The sequence below is a fragment of the Agarivorans sp. D1326 genome (assembly GCF_056958115.1).
Map to the genome: position 1 here is coordinate 13,800 of NZ_JBTWEN010000012.1, position 17,242 is coordinate 31,041.

Consider the following 17,242-nt stretch of genomic DNA (forward strand, 5'->3'; position numbering starts at 1 on the left):
ATTAGTTGGCTAGCGCATTAAAGCGTTGCTTCAAAAACTGGGTGAAGGCTTGTACTTTACTGGTGCGGTGCATATCTACATGTGTGGTAAGCCATTGTGGAATGGCCCAATGTTCTGGCGGTGCCATTAGCGGCAGCAGGTCTGGGTAGGCCTTGGCGGTTTCACAATTGAGTGGTGCTGCGCCAAACCCAGCTTTTATGGCCGGAATAAAAGCATTAAAGTCGTTTACCCGCAAAGCAATTTGTTGCGGATCTAACTCGCTATTCATCCAATTAATAAAGCTAATCTGCGAGTAGGGCTCAATGGTTGAAATAAACTTATGCCCTGCCACCTCATTTAAGCTTTTAATCTTTCCGTACTTTTTAAGATAAGCACTTGAGCCATAAAGAGTTACTGGACTATCGGCTAAGTGCTGCACCACATAGTCTAGATCTTTAGGTTTTTTACCAGGGCGAATGCTTACGTGAGCTTCGCCGTGTTCTAGTTTCAAAATTCTACTGTCGGCGGCATATTCCAATTTGATATTGGGGTAAAGCGCTTGGAACTCGGCCAGCATTGGTAACAGCAGCTCGGCCATATTGTTCACTGTGGTTAATACCAAGGTTCCGGAAAGCTGATTGTCGGTGCCGGCCAGTTTGCCCAATAAACGGTTAAAGTCGTTTTGGGTGCTTTCGGCGGTTTGGGTAAGTAACAAACCTGCTTCGGTGACTTGGTAGCCGCGTGCATGGCGATGAAACAAGCGGGTGCCTAGGCGCTCTTCCAAGGCATTTATTCGCCGTAATACCGTACTGTGGTGTACATCCAGTGCTTCTGCGGCTGCGGTAAGCGTGCCTAAGGTTGCAACCTTATAAGCTATATGGATGTCGTTCCAATCATTCTTATGTGCATTCATGCACAGAAGTGTTGCACAGGTGTTGTTTTTCTTCAAATTTGCTTGTGTAAGAATGCTCTCAAATCGAAAACAAATACCATTTTCAGGCTAGGCCTAGGAGCACAACATGACTAAATTAATTGCTATTGCAGGCAGCTTACGCGCTCAATCGTTCAATAAAAACTTGGTAAAAATTGCGGCCAAAGGAGCCGAGGAAGCTGGCGCTGAAGTTCGCTATGTAGACTTAGCTGATTTTGCCATACCACTTTACTCAGAAGATTTAGAGGCCGAGGGTACGCCTGCTTCTGTTAACGATTTAAAACACCTTTTTGCGCAGGCCGACGGCATGTTGATCGCCAGCCCTGAGTACAATGGCTCTATTTCTGGCGTACTAAAAAATGCTTTAGATTGGTTATCTCGCCCTTCTAAGGATGCTGATATTGGCTCGGCCTTCCAAGGTAAAGTGGCCGGTATCATGGCGACTTCTCCGGGCGGTTTAGGGGGGATCCGTGGCTTGGCACATACCCGTGATATTTTGTTCAACTTAGGGGTAATGGTTAGCCCAAACCAAGTGGCTGTTGGTTCTTCTTATCAGGCATTTAATAGTGAAGGGCAATTGGCGGATGCAGATATGGAGCAGCGCGTTAAAGCCTTAGGTGCTGGGGTTGCCGAAACCGCAAAACGTTTGGCTAAATAGAAGGCCTAAAAGCTCCGGCAGTGGCTGGAGCTGTTAATACCAAGCCTTAAAACAGCGTTGCAAAAGATTGGCTTTGCTTAATGCTGGCCAGCTGACTTTCTAGATGTTGCTGCATGTTGTTAAATACAAAGTTACCCATACTGATGCGTTTAACCCCAGCAGCCTGTAGTTGAGCAAAGTTAGCTAAATGCGGCATGCACATTACATTTAGCGGCACGCTGCAGTGTTTACTTAGTTCTTCAATATGCTCCAGCTGCTCGATACCGGGTAAAAAGATCCCATCCGCACCGGCGTCGATGTAAAGTTGCATCCGTTGCTTGGCTAGCCTTACGGCATCCTTGCAGCCAACAAGGAAAACATCACTTCTGGCATTGATGAAGATTTCTATCTCTCTTTGCGTGAGCTGGTTTTTTATATAAGACAGAGTGGCGGCAAAGTCTTTCGCAGCTAGCAATTCTCGCTGCTGTTTTACCACGCTGTCTTCAATGTTTATTCCAACTGCACCGAGTTTGTTGAGTGACAGTATGTGGTCGACAATAGTTTGAGGGTGTTGGCTGTAACCTGCTTCTAGATCGACATTTAAGGGCAAGCTGCAGTGTTGCTTTATTTGCGCTACAACTTGGATTAGCTCGTTAAACGAAAGCTGTTCACCGTCATCTAAACCTCGAGCAGCAGCAATTGCCGCGCTTGATGTTCCTATTGCGGTAAAACCAAGCTTTTGGGCTATTTTCGCACTGGCAACATCCCAAACATTGCAGAGTAATAGTGGTGACTGTTGATGGTGTAAGTCATTGAATGTCATTGCTGTTGTCTCAGAATCTAAAGCTAAAAGGTACATTGAGTAGAAATACTCAACAACCGAAAACTGAACAAGTATTTTTGTTTTTTAGTCCGTTTGAGTAGACCGTGATAAGCAGTTTTAAAAACTAATTTTTAGTGATTTTAACCAGCCCGGTTGGGCTAATGGCGACTCGAATGCTAATACTAAGCGTGGTCGAAATTGAGACACTTAGCATGACAAAAATAGCAATCAGAATAACCAGTTGATACTTCACCGCTACCATTGGGTCACTGCCTGCGAGTATTTGACCGGTCATCATGCCGGGGAGTGTGACTAAACCCACCGTGCTCATAGACGCTAAAACAGGTGCAAAAGCTTGCTGCATAGCACTTTGCACAAAGCCTTGAGTTGCTTGTAGTCGATTTGCGCCAAGTGCTAAATAAGCGTGGTATTCGGCGGTTTTTTCATCCAGTGCGCTAAATAGGCGCTGTAAAGCCACAATGTTTCCACTAAGGCTGTTGCCTAAAAGCATACCTGCTAGCGGAATGAGGTACTGAGCGCTATAGCTAGGGCTCGGCTTTAGTAAGGCGAATAGCAGCAGTATCAGTAAAGGACTTAAACCCAGCACCAGCCCCAACAAGACTGGTATAAACAAGTTTCTTTTAGGTAATTTGGCTTTGCCAAGAATGGCGCTAGCGCCCACCACAAGCATAACGACCAACCAAAGCAGGTTGACCCACAAGCTGTTTAAATCAAACAAAAACTGCAGATACAAGCCGAGCAACACAAGCTGCAGCACCATTCGCACTAAACTGCTGGCTATGTCTTTACCTAGGCTAAGTTTAAAGCGCCAATTAAGCCCAATCGGAATCAACAGAATTAGCGAAAAGGCGGCAAGTGCTGGCCAGCTAATATCTATGGTCATGGGCAGATTTCCTATAACAAGCGCTAATCCAAGGGGCTTAGAATAATGAGTGTAACCTGAGTGGATTTTTCTGTCTTGTTAGAAAGGTTAGGGGCTATGTATCCTTCGAGCTGATTTCTTCGCAAACAACATTTAACCGCGAAAGATAAACAGCTCTTAGTGCTTAGCAGGCTTGTTGCTTGGTTACATCTTCATAGCTGCGTACGCAGTTTTTACCCTCTGCCTTGGCTTTATAAACCGCTTTATCGGCTGCTTTCATAATCGCTTCGTGGTGCTGCATGTCTTTGCTACGACTTGCAATACCTACACTTACCGTAACGCTATAGCGCTGGTGGTTGAGTTGCATATTAGCAATACGTTCGCGAATGCTGTGCCCTAGGTTTAATGCACCTTCTGAACTGGTATTGGGGCAAATTAATAAAAACTCATCGCCGCCTAAACGGGCTACTACGTCGTCGTTACGCACCGATTCGCGTAATGCGCGTGCCAGTAGCATTAACACCGCATCGCCAGCATCGTGACCATTTCGATCATTAATTTGTTTAAAGTGATCGGCATCTATCATCATGCAAGCTAATGGACTGTCGCTTTCAAGCGATTGCTTCCAAAGCTCCATAAGTTGAATCATTGCATGGCGGCGGTTAGGCAAGCCGGTGAGCACATCGGTATGCGCTAAAGATTGTAAATGCTGATTGGTTTTTTGCAGCGCTAGGGTGCGTTCTTGTACTTTTTGCTCAAGATTTTGATTGAGTTCGAGCAGCTCGTTATTGCGCACGCTAACTTGGTGAAATAAACCACGCAAGGCGGTAATTAGAGGCTCGGTGGCAAGATCGTTGGGTTGCTCAATTTTACTATAGGCAGATGCTGGGCTGTCACCCGCTTCTATGAAATGCAGCTGTTTGGTGAGCACTTGGTCGATGCCCAGAATATGATAAGCCAACCATTGAATGAGGTAATCGAGCAAATGCTTAATTTTGCTTTGTTTATTGTCGTTGTTGAATTGGCTTAGCTTCGCCACTTCGCCTAAAAATTCTTTGTGAGCTTTTACGTGAGCTTGGCAATGGCGCGGATCCACTTTGTGTTTGGCCATAAGCAATTCTTCTTCACGAAAGTGTTCCTTAACGTAATTATTTAGCTCTTGGCTAAGCGACTCGATCGCGGCGTGTTGCAGGGGATGGCTGTCGGTGAGCTGTTCACCAATTTGATTAATGAGATCAATTAAGTGGCGATGCTGCTCGTCAACAACAGAGATCCCTGTTTCAAAATCTGATGTCCAACGAAATGATTCCATACTATGTTGCGTCCAGCTGTGCCTAGTTAATTGCTACTCATGGGTATTGCGCTGTTATGACCCGTTTGAGTGGACGCCCACCTTAACGAGTTATCAGACCAGTAGAACTAATCTACATCAAAAAAAGCTCAAATAAGAGTGTTTATTGCATAAAATTTAGTCGACAAAGTGAGGGCTTAGAATATTGAATTGGGCAGCTTTCAGAAACGTGTGACAAGCAGCTGCTTCTGTTGTGAGATTAACGTATTCTTAAACGATAAATGAGAAAACTTACGTTTCGTTGTTGTTTTAAAGAGGTGAAGAGTGGAACAGAATTTAAGCTTAGAGCAAACCCGTGTTATTGGCGCGCTGCTAGAAAAAGAAACAACTACCCCAGATCAATACCCTCTATCACTTAACGCTCTCACTTTAGCGTGTAATCAAAAGAGTAATCGTGAACCGGTTATGGCATTGAGTGAAGCAGAAGTTCAAGATGTATTGGTGCAACTGCAAGATTTACGCATTGTTACCGAGGCACCAATGGCAGGCCGAGTGGTACGTTACCAACACCGTTTCTGTAATAGCCAATTTGGTGGTTTGCAGTTAACTGAGGGACAACGAGCCATTATCTGTTTGCTGTTTTTGCGTGGGCCGCAAACTCCTGGTGAGCTGCGTACCCGTAGCCAGCGTCTAGCCAACTTTGCCAGTGTGCAAGAAGTAGAGCAAAGTTTGCTTGAGTTAGCCGAGCATGATGCAGGTAAGCTGGTGCTTAAGCTTGAACGAGAACCAGGTAAGCGAGAGTCTCGTTATGCTCATTTGTTTTCGGGTGAGCCGGCTTTGCCAGCAGCAAGTCATGTAGAGTCCAGCGCTCCGGTGGCCACTCAGAAAAATACTGAATTACAGCAACAAATTGATGCATTGCGTCAAGAACTGGCCGATTTAAAGCAGCGGGTTAAGCAATTAGAGCAATAGTAAAAAAGGCCAGCAATTTGCTGGCCTTTTTAGTGGTAAAGATTATCAATATTAGTGGAAGGGGAAGATGTAGTTCACCCAACCTTGCATGCGTAACAATACTTTTCTAATCATCGATACATGATGGAAGTGCTCAGTATAAATGGCGACTTGACCACTGATGCCCATGGGAAAATCAAATTCATCAAAGCGCGGTTCGGGGTCAATAATCACTAAACTGCGGCTATGTACAAAGAAGGCTTCTGCACCACGTAGGCTGCCGTTCGCTTGGAATTCACCTTCGGCAATGGTTGGCATTACCTGAACTACCGTGCCTTTAAAAACAATGCCTGGTTGGGCCGTTACAATAAATTCCGCTTCGTCGCCTTCTTTTAAACGCTTGATGGAATTTTCCCAAAAGGCGCCAACAAAAATGCTTTCTTCTTTAGGTATAAAGGTCATAACTGGGCGCAAGGGCATAGGCACCGCCACCATTCCTTTACGTAGGCCTAATTGAGTGACATAGCCATCGGTAGGTGCATGCACCACAGTTTGCTCAAGGTCGAACAAGGCTTTATCTAACTGGCTTTGTAAACGAGCAACGTTGGTATTCACTCCGTTTATTTGAGAGTCGTAAGCCAGTTGAGCGTTGGTTTGGTTAGCCTGAGCAACTTGCAGCTGGGCTTCTGCTGCTAAATAAGCTTGTTGGCGGTTTTCTACTTCTAGTTCTGTAAAGGGGCTATTTTTACCGCCTTTTTTACGCCCTTCGGCATAACGTTGATAAGCTTTTTGAGTGCGGTCTCGCTCGGCTTTCGCTGCATTGGTGGTGGCCTGGGCGCTGGCCAATTGGGCTAGCAACTGTGGTACTTGTTGCTGGGCTGCTGCGACTTCTGCTTCGCGCTGCTCTACCACCGCTTCAAACGGCTCGGGGTCGAGTTTAAACAATACATCACCAGCTTTAATCAACTGATTAGGTCTAACTGGAACCTCTATGACTTTTCCGCGCACCAAGGGCATGATGGGCACAGAGGTATACACCTGCCGAGCATTAGCAGTAAAGGGGTGGTTGTAGTTCATGAGGATCATTAAAACCCCAATGATTACAATGCCACCTAGTACAGCAGTGGGCACGGTCCATTTAGTTAGTGGAATATTAAAAATTTTGAATACCGCGATGCAGATCCCGGCGTAAGTGAGAATAAGCAATAAATCCATTATTGATTCCCCTGTTGTTGCTCGAGCTGCTGCACATGTTTGCTAATGATCGCTACTTGGCGTTTTAGCTTAGTAATTTCTGCACTTAACTCTTCGTTCTGATCTTCCAGTTGTTGCTCTTTTTGTTCGAGCTCTTGTTCTTGCTGCTGTAACTGCTTAAAACCCCAGCCTCGATCTTCCCGGTATAAGGTGGCCCATATCCATAAAAAGGGCCAAATAGCATGGAGGGTGAATAAACTTATCCATCCGGCCACATGGATGGCATCTTGGTGAGGGTGATTGCGATGTTTTGATATTTCGTAAGGAATATCGTGAATGGCAATGATGCCGTAGAACAAGGTTAAGCCTACAAAGAACAGTAGTCCTAAAGCGAAAAAATCCAAAAACATGGTCCCTCCTTGGGATATTTTTGCGATTAAGAGAATCTCTTATTCAGCTTAATTGATAATAGTCGATAAGGGTACTAAGTTGCTAAGCTTTTACTCAGTGGGCTGTGTAGGCTAGTTTGCTAGCTAAATCATTCGTTTATGCTGGCGCCGAAGGTTGTAAAGGAGAAAGGGTTTATGAAGTTATGCTCAGTTGAGCGGGTATGGGATGACGGAGAGCATAACGCGTTCACAGACTTGTGCGAGTATAAAAGCGCACTGTGGTTGTGTTTTCGCGAAGCAGAAGGCCATGTTAGTGATGAGGGCGATATTCGCATTTTACGTCGTGCTGTAGATGACACTCGCTTTGAGTAGGCAACGTTAATTCACCTACCAGGTATTGATTTACGTGACCCCAAGTTAGTTGAAAGCCCAGACGGACGGCTGCTACTAACCTGCGCAGGGGTAAATCGCAGCTGCGAACAGTTTGATTTACAAAGCTATATAGCATGGTCGGACGATGGTGAAAACTGGAGCGATTTAAGTGCTCAAGGCGATGCTGGCATGTGGTTATGGCGCAGCCGTTATTTAGCCGATAGCGCCTACGCAGTGGCTTACAACTACAGTTTAGATAAAGTAAATCTTTATCGAATGGACCCGCAGGGTAATTATCAGCTGCACTTGGATCCTTTATTTAGCTTGCAACAAAATGGTTTGGCTTATCCCAATGAGCATGACTTGTGTTTAATGGATGATGGCTCTGCATTGTGTTTATTACGTCGTGATAAAGATACCGGTACCGGGCAGCTGGGTTATGCCAAGCCACCTTATCTAGATTGGCAATGGCAAGATTTACAGCAGCAAATTGGTGGCCCAGCAATGATCAAACTTGATGATGGCCGTTTGCTTTGTGCTGTGCGTTTATATCAACCGGTGCGCACTAGCTTGTGTTGGTTAGATGCTGATAAGGCTCAGCTAAAAGAGTTTCAAGTGCTGCCTTCAGATGGTGATACCAGTTACCCAGGTTTGGTGCAGCAGGGCAATAAGGTGTATTGCAGTTACTACTCTAGCCACGAAGAGAAAACCGCCGTTTACTTTGCAGAGTTAGACTTGAGCCAAGATTGACCGAGTGGCCATGAGTTGATTGAAAAAATTAAGGCAGCCAAGGCTGCCTTTTTTGCGCATTACTATCCCGAGCTCAGGTTATTTAAATGTGTAACCAAAGCCTAGGGCTGCAATGCCACCCTTACTGTCGTAAAAGGTAATGTTGGAATCAGTATTGTTGTAGCCACCCAAAACGTTAAACATGGTGTTTTTCCAACCAAAGGGTTCGTTAAATACATAAATGCCAAATAGCGATATTTTGTCATCTTTTTGAGTTTGCATATCAAACACGGGGTTGCTACCTGAGTATTTGGTTTGACCATATTCCGTATTCAGTGTGAACACGTGTGGACCCGAGCGGTAAATGCTGGTTAAACGTAAAGTATATTGGTCGAAGTCGTTGGCGCTGCCATCGGCTTTAGCGGTGGTATAAGCCACTGCGGGCGCTAAGAACCATTTTCGGGATAAAGGCACAAAGGTTTCGGCAATTAAACGATGCAAGTTGGCGTCTCTTCGTAGTGACTCGATGTCACTTTGGCTTAGACCCGCAATGCTTACACCGCTCTGTTCGTTGTCTACAGTGCGATTGGCGTAAACATATTCCAGAGTTAGCGGGCTGTCGGCAATGGATTCAAACCGTAAACGGCCACCTTGATAATTCTCATCGGTCTTTTGCCGAGCGCTGCCAACCAAGTACGGATCTGCCCATGTGTCGTTAAGTAAAGGGAGCTCAGGGAAGTATGCTGCGGTAATTTTGCTGCGGTCACTAATTGCGCGGGTGTAACCTAGTTCGTATTGAAACTGTGCTCGACCTAAGTTTTCGCGGCTGTTACCTAAGAAGAACTGATTCTTTAAGTCTCGAGTTGTGTAGTCTACCCGCAAGAGTGGGTAAACAATTGCAGAGCTAGAGCTTTTGCCATTGTTATTTAGATCATCGGTAATTTGGTTATCGTCATCAGTAGAAAACTGATTCTGGCCGCTTACATAACCTACGTTCAAGTTAATAGTGGCAGACCAGCCCGGCGCTTCTGCTAAAGGGCGGGCGTCGGCAGTGAAACTAAATAGCATACTGCAACAGAGTAGCGAACTTACTCGTTTAAACATTAGTCACATCCTTGTATCAGGTAATCTGAGTTAAATCATTAGCTTGGATTACACTGTTTACGTTAAGAAAACTTAAATAGATCAATACATTTATAGCTTTACCTTAACTTAAGCTAGCCATTTTGTAAGCACAATTTTGTTGAACTTATTACTTCGCCTAATACTCTCTACTCAGCAAGTTTGCGTGCTTAGCTAGCAACCAAGCTCGGTATCACTTGGGAGTGATTGCTTGGTTTTATCAGCTGTAAATGACTGGATTGTTATTAAAAAGTTTAGCTGCTTTAACTATAGAATAATCCTGCTTCGCTGGAAGTTTTTATAGTCGATTTAAAAGCGGAGAAAAAAACAGAGCGGCTAGCGCTCTGTTTTGTTGAATAGCAGGGTTTAGTCAAGTTCTGAGAATAAGCCGCGATCAAAGGTTTTTTCGCAGTAGTGGCACTTTAGCTTGATGTCTTGCTGCTGGTGGCGCACATAAAAGTTGCTGTCGATAGGTTCGTTATGGCTAATGCAGTTACTATTTGGACAGGCAAACACCGCTTTTACTTGTTCTGGGGTAGACACATGAAACTTACGTACTACCTCAAAATCTTCAATCACATTAATGGTGGCATTGGGCGCAAACAAAGCTAATTGGTTAGCTTGGTTCTCGTCAAACACCGTGTTCTCAACTTTAATTAAGTCTTTTTGCTGTTGCTCGCCACTAGGTAAGTTAAGGCCTACTGTGATTCGCTCTTGCGCAGCCGAGAGTTGAAAGAACTTAAGAATTTTGATGCCTTGGCCAGCAGGAACGTGGTCAATTACGGTGCCATGCGCAATGGCTTCTACTTGCAGCTTCTTCTTCATTATTGCGCTCCAAATTCATTGGTCATGATTAATGCGAGTAAGGCTTGGCGAGCGTAGACGCCATTTTCTGCTTGTTCGAAGTAATAGGCATAAGGTGTGATATCTACATCGGTAGTAATTTCGTCTACCCGTGGTAATGGGTGCAAAATTTTCAAATTATCTTTTACTTGCTCAAGCATGTTAGCGCGTAAAATGAAGCTCGATTTCATGTGCTGGTATTCGGTTTCGTCGAAGCGTTCTTTTTGCACCCGTGTCATGTAAAGAATATCTAGCTCGTTGACTACTTCTTCAATACTGTCGTGCAGGCTGTAGGTGATTTCACGTTCATTCAGCTCTTCGATAATGTAATCAGGCATTGCCAGTGCTTTAGGCGCAATAAAGTAGAACTCGCAACCAAATAGTGACAGGGCTTGAGTGAGAGAGTGCACCGTGCGCCCATATTTTAAGTCACCAACAAATGCGACTTTTAAGCCCTCAAGTGAGCCTTGGGTTTCGTAAATGGTAAATAAGTCGAGCAAGGTTTGAGTAGGATGCTGGTTTGAGCCGTCTCCGCCATTCACAACCGGTACGCTAGAGAATTCGCTAGCTAAACGCGCTGCGCCTTCTTGTGGATGGCGCATAAAAAACGCGTCACTGTACGAAGAAATCACTTTTACCGAATCCACTAAGGTTTCGCCTTTTTTACCCAGTGAGGTATTTCCGCCATCGGCAAAGCCAATCACACTGCCACCTAAGCGCTGAACTGCGGTCTCAAATGACAAGCGAGTACGGGTTGAGGCTTCAAAAAAACAGCTAGCAACAACTTTGTTTTTTAGTAATTCGGGACGGGGTTGTTGCTTAATACTTTGGGCGGTGTCGACGATTAATTCGAGTTCCTGACGGGATAAATCAGGGATGGAGATAATATGCTTCTGATAAAGCGGGTTGTTCATGCTCGCAGATCCTAATCCGATGTGAAATCGGAACAGAATTATAACAGCGAGCAGAGTCAGTGAATATGATCTTAATGAGGAATACTAAGATTATTTAGCTAAATGGCTCAATTAAGCGTATTGGCTGTTCTTTCGTTCGCGATAATCTTGGCAATCGATGCAGTAGCGAGACTCTGGACGGGCATTTAAACGGGCAACACTAATGTCTTCGCCGCAGCCTTCACAGAATCCGTAGTCTTGTTCTTCAATCCTACGCAATGCGTCTTTAATGCTTTTAACGTGGGCAAGGTCGTGTTGGCGACGGTTCAACTGAAGTTGTTGAGACTCTTCCTGGTTGGCGCGATCTACGTCATCACCAGAATCTTCTTTGTCTTTAAATAACTGACTGTCTTGCTCAAGACGCTGTTCAGTTTCGCTCAATTGCTCGACGAGTTGCAGACGAATAGTCTCTATTTGTTGGTCGCTAATCATTGTTTTGAAAGTCTTCCTTCCTATATGTGTTAAGCGCGACTTAGTCCTGTATGCACGCAGTTAACTCAAAAATTTAGTTAATCGTTAATTTTAGCGGTGTGTAAAGCCTTTTCAAAGCGCTTTTTTGGATAATTGTTAGCCAGCCAGCACTTGGGTTTAGATAAATTTACCGTTACTATCTCGCGAGATTTTATTACGGGCTAAATCTAACTGGTTTTGCCTGAGGTGAAAGCTTTACTACACTAAATTAACTATTGCGTGATTTGCTATCACACCACCACGAGGATTGCATGAGTGAATAAACTAAACATGTTGCTGGTAAGCCTGTTGGCTATTAATGCTGGCGGAGTAATTGCTCAAGAAGAGAAAGTACTAAATGTTTATAATTGGACTGATTATATTGCTGAAGACACCATTGCCGAGTTTGAAAAAGAAACCGGTATTAAAGTTGTGTATGACGTATTTGATTCCAATGAAGTATTAGAAGCTAAGTTACTATCTGGTAGTACTGGCTTTGATATTGTTTCACCGTCGCACGATTTTTATGCTCGTCAAATTACGGCAGGGGTTTATCAAAAGCTAGATCGCAGCCTGCTAAGCAATTGGGACAACCTTGATCCTAAATTGCTCGCTACCTTAGAAGCTTACGATCCAGGTAACCTATATGGTATTCCTTATATGTGGGGTACCACCGGCATTGGTTACAACGTGAATAAGGTGAAAGAGATTTTAGGCGAAGATGCAGAGCTAGATTCTTGGTCTTTAGTGTTTGACCCTGAAATTGCCGCTAAGTTAAGCCAGTGTGGTATTGCTTATTTAGATGCGCCAAGTGAAGTAGTGGCGTCTATGCTCAACTACATGGGCAAAGAGCCAAACAGCAGTAAATCGGCCGATTACAAAGGTGAGATTGAAAGCTTAATGGAGCAACTACGCCCGAGCATTCGATACTTCCACTCTTCGCAGTACATTAACGATTTAGCCAGTGGTGACATTTGTGTAGCAATTGGTTGGTCTGGCGATGTGCTAATGGCTGGCGACCGCGCTGCAGAAGCAAATAATGGTGTAGAGCTTGAATACATCATTCCTAAAGAAGGCGCTGGTGTGTGGTTTGATATGTTTGCCATTCCTAAAGATGCCAAGCACCCAGAAAATGCGCATGCCTTTATTAACTATGTATTACGCCCAGAAGTGATTGCCAAGGTGACCGATTACGTTTGGTATGCCAACCCTAATATTAAAGCGACTGCTTTAATTGACCCAGAGATTGCTGGCCATGAAGGTATTTACCCGACCGAAGAAGCCTCTGAGCACTTGTTTGGTTTTGTGAGTATTCCGCCAAAAGTTGAGCGTACTCGTACCCGTTTGTGGACCAAATTTAAATCGGGTCGTTAAACCAAGATTCGGATATAAAAAAACCAGCCCGCGGGCTGGTTTTTTAGTGCTTAGTGTTTAACTAGTCCAGTTGTGGTCCAGCTGCTACTAGTGCTTGGCCTTCGGCATTGTCGGTGTACTTGGCAAAGTTTTTGATAAAGCGCTGAGCTAAATCTTCGGCTTTGCTTTCCCACTGCAATGGATCTTGGTAAGTATCGCGAGGATCGAGGATCTCGCTATCTGCACCAGGAAGGGCTGTAGGTACTTCTAAATTAAAGATTGGCAATTGCTTGGTTTCTTGCTTTTCAATCGAGCCATCTAAAATAGCGTCGATAATTGCACGAGTATCTTGAATCGAAATACGCTTACCTGTGCCATTCCATCCAGTATTCACTAAGTAAGCTTCTGCACCAGCGGCTTCCATACGTTTAACTAATACTTCGGCGTACTTAGTTGGGTGTAATGTAAGGAAGGCTGCGCCAAAACATGCCGAGAAGGTGGGTGTTGGCTCAGTAATGCCGCGCTCTGTACCCGCTAATTTGGCAGTAAAGCCAGATAAGAAGTGGTACTTAGTTTGCTCTGGGGTAAGCTTTGCTACTGGTGGTAATACACCAAAAGCATCGGCGGTTAAGAAAATAACTTTCTTAGCATGGCCTGCTTTAGACACTGGCTTAACGATATTTTCGATATGATGAATAGGGTAAGAAACCCGCGTATTTTCGGTTTTAGAACCGTCATCGTAATTTACGCTACCATCGTTACGCACTGTCACGTTCTCTAACAAAGCATCTCGTTTGATGGCGTTGTAGATATCGGGCTCGGCTTCTTTACTTAACTTAATGGTTTTAGCGTAGCAGCCACCTTCAAAGTTAAATACACCTTCATCATCCCAACCGTGTTCGTCATCACCAATCAACTGGCGTTTAGGATCAGTAGATAGGGTGGTTTTGCCGGTACCAGATAAACCGAAGAAAATAGCGGTGTCGCCCTCTTCGCCAACATTGGCAGAACAGTGCATCGACGCCATACCATTAAGTGGTAGGTAGTAGTTCATCATGGCGAACATGCCTTTCTTCATTTCGCCGCCGTACCATGTTCCGCCAATCACTTGCATTTTTTCTGTCATGTTAAATACAGTGAAGTTTTCAGAATTTAGGCCGTGCTCTTTCCACTTTTTGTTGGTGGTTTTAGAGCCGTTCATTACTACAAAGTCTGGCTCGTAGTCTTCCAGCTCGGCAGCACTTGGGCGAATGAACATATTGGTCACAAAGTGAGCCTGCCATGCCACTTCAACAATGAAGCGTACTTTTAAACGGGTATCAGGGTTGGCACCACAGTAGGTGTCTACCACAAATAAACGTTTGCCAGATAGTTGGTCGGTAACGGTTTTCTTAAGGTCGGTCCAAACCGCGGGGTCTATTGGCTTGTTATCGTTTTTAGCTTGTTCAGAGGTCCACCACATGCTGTCGCGGGTGGTATCGTCAAGAACGATGTATTTATCTTTTGGCGAACGCCCGGTGAAGATCCCAGTATCTACTGCAACAGCACCGGTTTTGGTAACAATGCCGCGTTCGTAGCCCGTGAGCTCTGGTCGAGTTTCTTCCTTGAATAGTTCTTCGTATGAGGGGTTGTACACCACGTCCGACACATCTTTGATGCCGTATTGAGCCAGGTCGATAACCTGATCTTTTTCTGCAACGTCAAGCATAGCAGTCTCCTGTAGGTAGAGAGGTAAGATTTATATTGTTTTTTTATTTGGTGTTGGCTCTGATTCTATCCCTTTAGTGGTACCAAAAAGAGAGGGGTGTCAAATTACCAGCACTTTTTTTATGGTTATTAGGGGTCTATCTAGGAAATGCGATTCGCACCGCATTTCCTGAGGTCAGTTTAATGAATTTTGGCAGGGTTTGTCGATATATTACGCGTGAAAATGTTTTCAACGTCGGCTTCGTTAAATTTATAGTCGTGTCCACAGTAGTCACAATGCATCGAAATATGGCCTCTCTCGTGGCAAATTTCGAGCAATTCTTTGTGGTCAATATTGGCTAAGGCGGTTTCACAACGTTCTTTTGAGCAAGTGCATTTAAAGCAAACTTCTTGCGGCTCGTAAACACGCACTTTATGTTCGTGATACAAACGGAATAGCAGTTGTTCAGCGTCTAACTCAAAACTCTCTTGAGCGGTGGTTGTTTCACTTAAGGTGGAGATCAACTCAAAATGTTCCGCGTCCTCATCTTTACTGGCGGGTAATGCTTGTAAGAATAAGCCGCTGGCGTGGGGGCGACCTTCAAACATGCCTGCGAATAACCATAGTTTGGTATTTAGTTGCTCAGATTGCTGGAAGTAGGCTTCGATGCTGGCAGCAACGCCTTGTGGATTGATCTCTACTATGCCTTGGTAACGCTCGCCTTGAGTAGGCGTAATAGTTATGACTATGTGGCCTTGACCCACCAGTTCAGCAAAGTTGATATTAGGATCAATTGCGCCTTCGTAACGCGCAATGCCGCGCATCTGTTGTTGGTCGGTACCACTTACCGCCACCACACTTAGTGGGCCATTACCTTGCAGCTGCACAGTAATGTCACCTTCAAACTTTAAGGTTGCAGTGAGCAAACAGGTTGCTGCTAGCATTTCGCCCAGTAAGGTTTGTACAGGCGCAGGGTAGTTTTGTTGATCGATGATTTCTTGGTAGCTTTGCTGCAATTGCACCAACTCGCCCCGTAGATTGTAATCTTCGAATAAGTAACGATTTAGAATGTCTTGCTTCATGTTTAGGCCTGACTATTGTTGTTTAAACTGAATAATTTGCCGACGTTGCTTTTTATCGGGTCGGCGTTCTGGGCTGGCGTTTTGTGCCATGAGCTTGCGTTGCATTGCATATTGCTCGCGCTTTTTAAGGCTTTGTTCTGTCTCTTGGTAAAGTAGTTGTGCTTGAGGTGCAGGGCCTCGTTTATCACTTAGCTGCTGCACAACCACTTCTATTTGTTGTTGGCCTTGCCACAAACTAATAGTAGCACCCACTTCTACATTTCTACTTGGCTTACAACGCTGCTGGTTATAGTGCACTTTTCCGCCCATAACCATATCTCGAGCTAAGCCGCGGGTTTTATAAAATCGTGCTGCCCACAACCACTTGTCAATGCGTGGTGCAGAGTTGTTAGAGTTTTGTGAATTCATGCTAAGTCTTGGCTGGCTTATATATTATCTATTAAATTATATCAGTTTTATGCGTGCTAGCTATGGCCTGGATTAGTGCGTTATCCAGCAGAAAACTGATAAAAGTCCAATTAAATGCAAAATTTACACTTGCAGCTCTTGTTCTACGCCTAAGTCCCTTTAGAATGAAGAACCCTCTATATGAGGCGCTTTGCCATAGTTTTTTCATAAGGATGATCGAGAATCGGTTAACGATGACAGATGTATTATAACGAATAAATGGATATTAAATCTTTTTCTACTCAACTTGCTCGTTACGTTCCTTCGCAAAAGAGCAGCGTATTAATCACATTACTATTGATGTGTTTTGCCGCTTATCAGTTGGCGTCTATTACTTGGTTATTAGTGCCAACGCCTTCACAAGCTTTTCGCTGGGTTCCTCAGCAGGTGCAATCTAGTAATAAAGCGGCTCAAGTTGATTTATCTAGCCTTACTAAACTGCATTTGTTTGGTGAGTATCAAGCCAAAAAGGCTAAACCAGTTGTTCAAGCACCTTCGTCAACTGATGCACCGAAAACCTCATTAAAGCTAACTCTGTCTGGTTTGGTAGCGAGTAGTGACCAAACGAAAGCATTGGCCATTATCGAACACCGAGGCAAGCAACAAACCTACGGTGTAGATGAATCGATTAATGGTACTCAAGCTGTCATAAAAGAGATTCAAACTGACCGGGTGATTTTATTGCATCGCGGTGTTTACGAAAGTTTATTGCTAGACCCAGAAGACAAAAACTCACAGTCTCGGGCGAGTTCAAATACTGCTAAGCGCAATACCCAAGCGTCTAGTAATAGCCGTTCGGCGCAAGTCGACGTAAAAGAAGTATTAAAAGACCCTTCAAAACTAACCGATTACATTCGTATTTCGCCGGTTCGTAAAGATGGAGCCTTAAGTGGTTATCGGATTAACCCCGGTAAAAACGCCGCCTTATTTAAACAAGTGGGCTTGAAAGCTAATGACTTAGCTGTAGCTCTTAATGGATATGACCTGCGCGACAACGCGCAAGCAATGCAAGTGATGCAAGAGATGGCAGAGCTAACGGATATTACAGTTACCGTTGAGCGCAATGGCCAGTTGCAGGATGTGTTGTTCAGCCTGCCAGATGAATAGTACCGGAGATTTATTTAAC

At 44.5% G+C, this 17,242-nt stretch carries 19 protein-coding genes; 6 read left to right on the forward strand and 13 right to left on the reverse strand.

Annotated features, from left to right (window positions below):
* Position 1: 1 nt before the first annotated feature.
* Complete coding sequence (locus tag ACYFDN_RS18700; RefSeq protein WP_016399802.1) at positions 2 to 892, reverse strand: LysR family transcriptional regulator; 891 nt, start codon at positions 890 to 892, stop codon at positions 2 to 4.
* Positions 893 to 998: 106 nt separating this feature from the next.
* Here ACYFDN_RS18700 and ACYFDN_RS18705 point away from each other — a divergent pair, with 106 nt between their 5' ends.
* Positions 999 to 1,568, forward strand: a complete 570-nt coding sequence (locus tag ACYFDN_RS18705) for an NADPH-dependent FMN reductase (RefSeq protein ID WP_338623366.1) — start codon at positions 999 to 1,001, stop codon at positions 1,566 to 1,568.
* 46 nt (positions 1,569 to 1,614) lie between these two features.
* Here ACYFDN_RS18705 and ACYFDN_RS18710 read toward each other — a convergent pair whose 3' ends face one another.
* The 3 genes from ACYFDN_RS18710 to ACYFDN_RS18720 form a co-directional block, all read right to left on the reverse strand.
* Complete coding sequence (locus ACYFDN_RS18710) at positions 1,615 to 2,370, reverse strand: isocitrate lyase/PEP mutase family protein (protein WP_483512317.1); 756 nt, start codon at positions 2,368 to 2,370, stop codon at positions 1,615 to 1,617.
* A 124-nt stretch (positions 2,371 to 2,494) separates the two neighbouring features.
* Positions 2,495 to 3,274, reverse strand: a complete 780-nt coding sequence (locus ACYFDN_RS18715) for an ABC transporter permease (RefSeq protein WP_483512318.1) — start codon at positions 3,272 to 3,274, stop codon at positions 2,495 to 2,497.
* A gap of 163 nt (positions 3,275 to 3,437) precedes the next feature.
* Entirely contained in the window at positions 3,438 to 4,565 is a 1,128-nt protein-coding gene (locus ACYFDN_RS18720) for a diguanylate cyclase (RefSeq protein WP_483512319.1), read from the reverse strand.
* 303 nt (positions 4,566 to 4,868) lie between these two features.
* Between ACYFDN_RS18720 and ACYFDN_RS18725 the strand changes: the two genes are divergently transcribed.
* Positions 4,869 to 5,516: a YceH family protein gene (locus ACYFDN_RS18725; protein WP_483512320.1), complete on the forward strand. Its 648-nt coding sequence runs from the start codon at positions 4,869 to 4,871 to the stop codon at positions 5,514 to 5,516.
* Between the two features lie 51 nt (positions 5,517 to 5,567).
* Here the strand turns inward: ACYFDN_RS18725 and ACYFDN_RS18730 are convergent, their stop codons facing one another.
* Both ACYFDN_RS18730 and ACYFDN_RS18735 read right to left on the reverse strand, forming a co-directional pair.
* Entirely contained in the window at positions 5,568 to 6,710 is a 1,143-nt protein-coding gene (locus ACYFDN_RS18730; protein WP_338623377.1) for an HlyD family secretion protein, read from the reverse strand.
* A complete protein-coding gene (locus ACYFDN_RS18735; protein ID WP_152783639.1) occupies positions 6,710 to 7,099 on the reverse strand; it encodes a DUF3302 domain-containing protein in 390 nt (129 codons plus the stop codon). The genes ACYFDN_RS18730 and ACYFDN_RS18735 overlap by 1 nt, the downstream gene beginning before the upstream one ends.
* A gap of 174 nt (positions 7,100 to 7,273) precedes the next feature.
* On the opposite strand from ACYFDN_RS18735, the gene ACYFDN_RS18740 reads away from it, so the two are divergent.
* Entirely contained in the window at positions 7,274 to 7,450 is a 177-nt protein-coding gene (locus ACYFDN_RS18740) for a hypothetical protein (RefSeq protein WP_483512321.1), read from the forward strand.
* A 189-nt stretch (positions 7,451 to 7,639) separates the two neighbouring features.
* Entirely contained in the window at positions 7,640 to 8,200 is a 561-nt protein-coding gene (locus ACYFDN_RS18745) for a hypothetical protein (protein ID WP_483512323.1), read from the forward strand.
* Between the two features lie 78 nt (positions 8,201 to 8,278).
* Here ACYFDN_RS18745 and ACYFDN_RS18750 read toward each other — a convergent pair whose 3' ends face one another.
* The 4 genes from ACYFDN_RS18750 to ACYFDN_RS18765 form a co-directional block, all read right to left on the reverse strand.
* Positions 8,279 to 9,283, reverse strand: coding sequence for a DUF2860 domain-containing protein (locus ACYFDN_RS18750; RefSeq protein WP_483512324.1), 1,005 nt, complete (start codon positions 9,281 to 9,283; stop codon positions 8,279 to 8,281).
* A 384-nt stretch (positions 9,284 to 9,667) separates the two neighbouring features.
* Entirely contained in the window at positions 9,668 to 10,126 is a 459-nt protein-coding gene (pyrI, locus tag ACYFDN_RS18755; RefSeq protein WP_152783633.1) for an aspartate carbamoyltransferase regulatory subunit, read from the reverse strand.
* Complete coding sequence (gene pyrB, locus ACYFDN_RS18760) at positions 10,126 to 11,058, reverse strand: aspartate carbamoyltransferase (protein WP_016399791.1); 933 nt, start codon at positions 11,056 to 11,058, stop codon at positions 10,126 to 10,128. Before pyrB ends, pyrI begins: the two co-directional genes overlap by 1 nt.
* 111 nt (positions 11,059 to 11,169) lie before the next feature.
* Complete coding sequence (locus ACYFDN_RS18765) at positions 11,170 to 11,529, reverse strand: TraR/DksA family transcriptional regulator (protein WP_483512325.1); 360 nt, start codon at positions 11,527 to 11,529, stop codon at positions 11,170 to 11,172.
* 309 nt (positions 11,530 to 11,838) lie between these two features.
* Here ACYFDN_RS18765 and ACYFDN_RS18770 point away from each other — a divergent pair, with 309 nt between their 5' ends.
* On the forward strand, positions 11,839 to 12,921 hold the full coding sequence (locus ACYFDN_RS18770) for an extracellular solute-binding protein (protein WP_152784036.1): 1,083 nt from the start codon (positions 11,839 to 11,841) through the stop codon (positions 12,919 to 12,921).
* Between the two features lie 61 nt (positions 12,922 to 12,982).
* Here the strand turns inward: ACYFDN_RS18770 and pckA are convergent, their stop codons facing one another.
* The 3 genes from pckA to hslR all read right to left on the reverse strand — a co-directional run bounded on the left by pckA (position 12,983) and on the right by hslR (position 16,077).
* On the reverse strand, positions 12,983 to 14,608 hold the full coding sequence (gene pckA / locus ACYFDN_RS18775; protein WP_016399787.1) for a phosphoenolpyruvate carboxykinase (ATP): 1,626 nt from the start codon (positions 14,606 to 14,608) through the stop codon (positions 12,983 to 12,985).
* Between the two features lie 179 nt (positions 14,609 to 14,787).
* Positions 14,788 to 15,669 carry an Hsp33 family molecular chaperone HslO gene (gene hslO / locus ACYFDN_RS18780; protein ID WP_483512326.1) on the reverse strand — a complete coding sequence of 294 codons (882 nt, stop codon included), beginning with the start codon at positions 15,667 to 15,669 and terminating at the stop codon, positions 14,788 to 14,790.
* Between the two features lie 12 nt (positions 15,670 to 15,681).
* Positions 15,682 to 16,077, reverse strand: coding sequence for a ribosome-associated heat shock protein Hsp15 (gene hslR / locus ACYFDN_RS18785; protein WP_152783629.1), 396 nt, complete (start codon positions 16,075 to 16,077; stop codon positions 15,682 to 15,684).
* 258 nt (positions 16,078 to 16,335) lie between these two features.
* Between hslR and gspC the strand changes: the two genes are divergently transcribed.
* The gene (gene gspC / locus ACYFDN_RS18790; protein WP_016399784.1) at positions 16,336 to 17,223 is read left to right on the forward strand and encodes a type II secretion system protein GspC; all 888 of its coding nucleotides are present in this window, start codon (positions 16,336 to 16,338) and stop codon (positions 17,221 to 17,223) included.
* Positions 17,224 to 17,242: the final 19 nt, after the last annotated feature.

Bases quoted from the DNA above. Each gene is read 5' to 3' on its own strand.
- gspC (WP_016399784.1), top strand. From the start codon at position 16,336: ATGGATATTAAATCTTTTTCTACTCAACTTGCTCGTTACGTTCCTTCG.
- ACYFDN_RS18715 (WP_483512318.1), bottom strand. From the start codon at position 3,274: ATGACCATAGATATTAGCTGGCCAGCACTTGCCGCCTTTTCGCTAATT.
- ACYFDN_RS18750 (WP_483512324.1), bottom strand. From the start codon at position 9,283: ATGTTTAAACGAGTAAGTTCGCTACTCTGTTGCAGTATGCTATTTAGT.
- ACYFDN_RS18700 (WP_016399802.1), bottom strand. From the start codon at position 892: ATGAATGCACATAAGAATGATTGGAACGACATCCATATAGCTTATAAG.
- hslR (WP_152783629.1), bottom strand. From the start codon at position 16,077: ATGAATTCACAAAACTCTAACAACTCTGCACCACGCATTGACAAGTGG.
- pckA (WP_016399787.1), bottom strand. From the start codon at position 14,608: ATGCTTGACGTTGCAGAAAAAGATCAGGTTATCGACCTGGCTCAATAC.
- ACYFDN_RS18720 (WP_483512319.1), bottom strand. From the start codon at position 4,565: ATGGAATCATTTCGTTGGACATCAGATTTTGAAACAGGGATCTCTGTT.
- ACYFDN_RS18765 (WP_483512325.1), bottom strand. From the start codon at position 11,529: ATGATTAGCGACCAACAAATAGAGACTATTCGTCTGCAACTCGTCGAG.
- ACYFDN_RS18770 (WP_152784036.1), top strand. From the start codon at position 11,839: ATGTTGCTGGTAAGCCTGTTGGCTATTAATGCTGGCGGAGTAATTGCT.
- pyrB (WP_016399791.1), bottom strand. From the start codon at position 11,058: ATGAACAACCCGCTTTATCAGAAGCATATTATCTCCATCCCTGATTTA.
- ACYFDN_RS18710 (WP_483512317.1), bottom strand. From the start codon at position 2,370: ATGACATTCAATGACTTACACCATCAACAGTCACCACTATTACTCTGC.
- ACYFDN_RS18730 (WP_338623377.1), bottom strand. From the start codon at position 6,710: ATGGATTTATTGCTTATTCTCACTTACGCCGGGATCTGCATCGCGGTA.
- pyrI (WP_152783633.1), bottom strand. From the start codon at position 10,126: ATGAAGAAGAAGCTGCAAGTAGAAGCCATTGCGCATGGCACCGTAATT.
- ACYFDN_RS18705 (WP_338623366.1), top strand. From the start codon at position 999: ATGACTAAATTAATTGCTATTGCAGGCAGCTTACGCGCTCAATCGTTC.
- ACYFDN_RS18735 (WP_152783639.1), bottom strand. From the start codon at position 7,099: ATGTTTTTGGATTTTTTCGCTTTAGGACTACTGTTCTTTGTAGGCTTA.
- ACYFDN_RS18745 (WP_483512323.1), top strand. From the start codon at position 7,640: ATGTGGTTATGGCGCAGCCGTTATTTAGCCGATAGCGCCTACGCAGTG.
- hslO (WP_483512326.1), bottom strand. From the start codon at position 15,669: ATGAAGCAAGACATTCTAAATCGTTACTTATTCGAAGATTACAATCTA.
- ACYFDN_RS18740 (WP_483512321.1), top strand. From the start codon at position 7,274: ATGAAGTTATGCTCAGTTGAGCGGGTATGGGATGACGGAGAGCATAAC.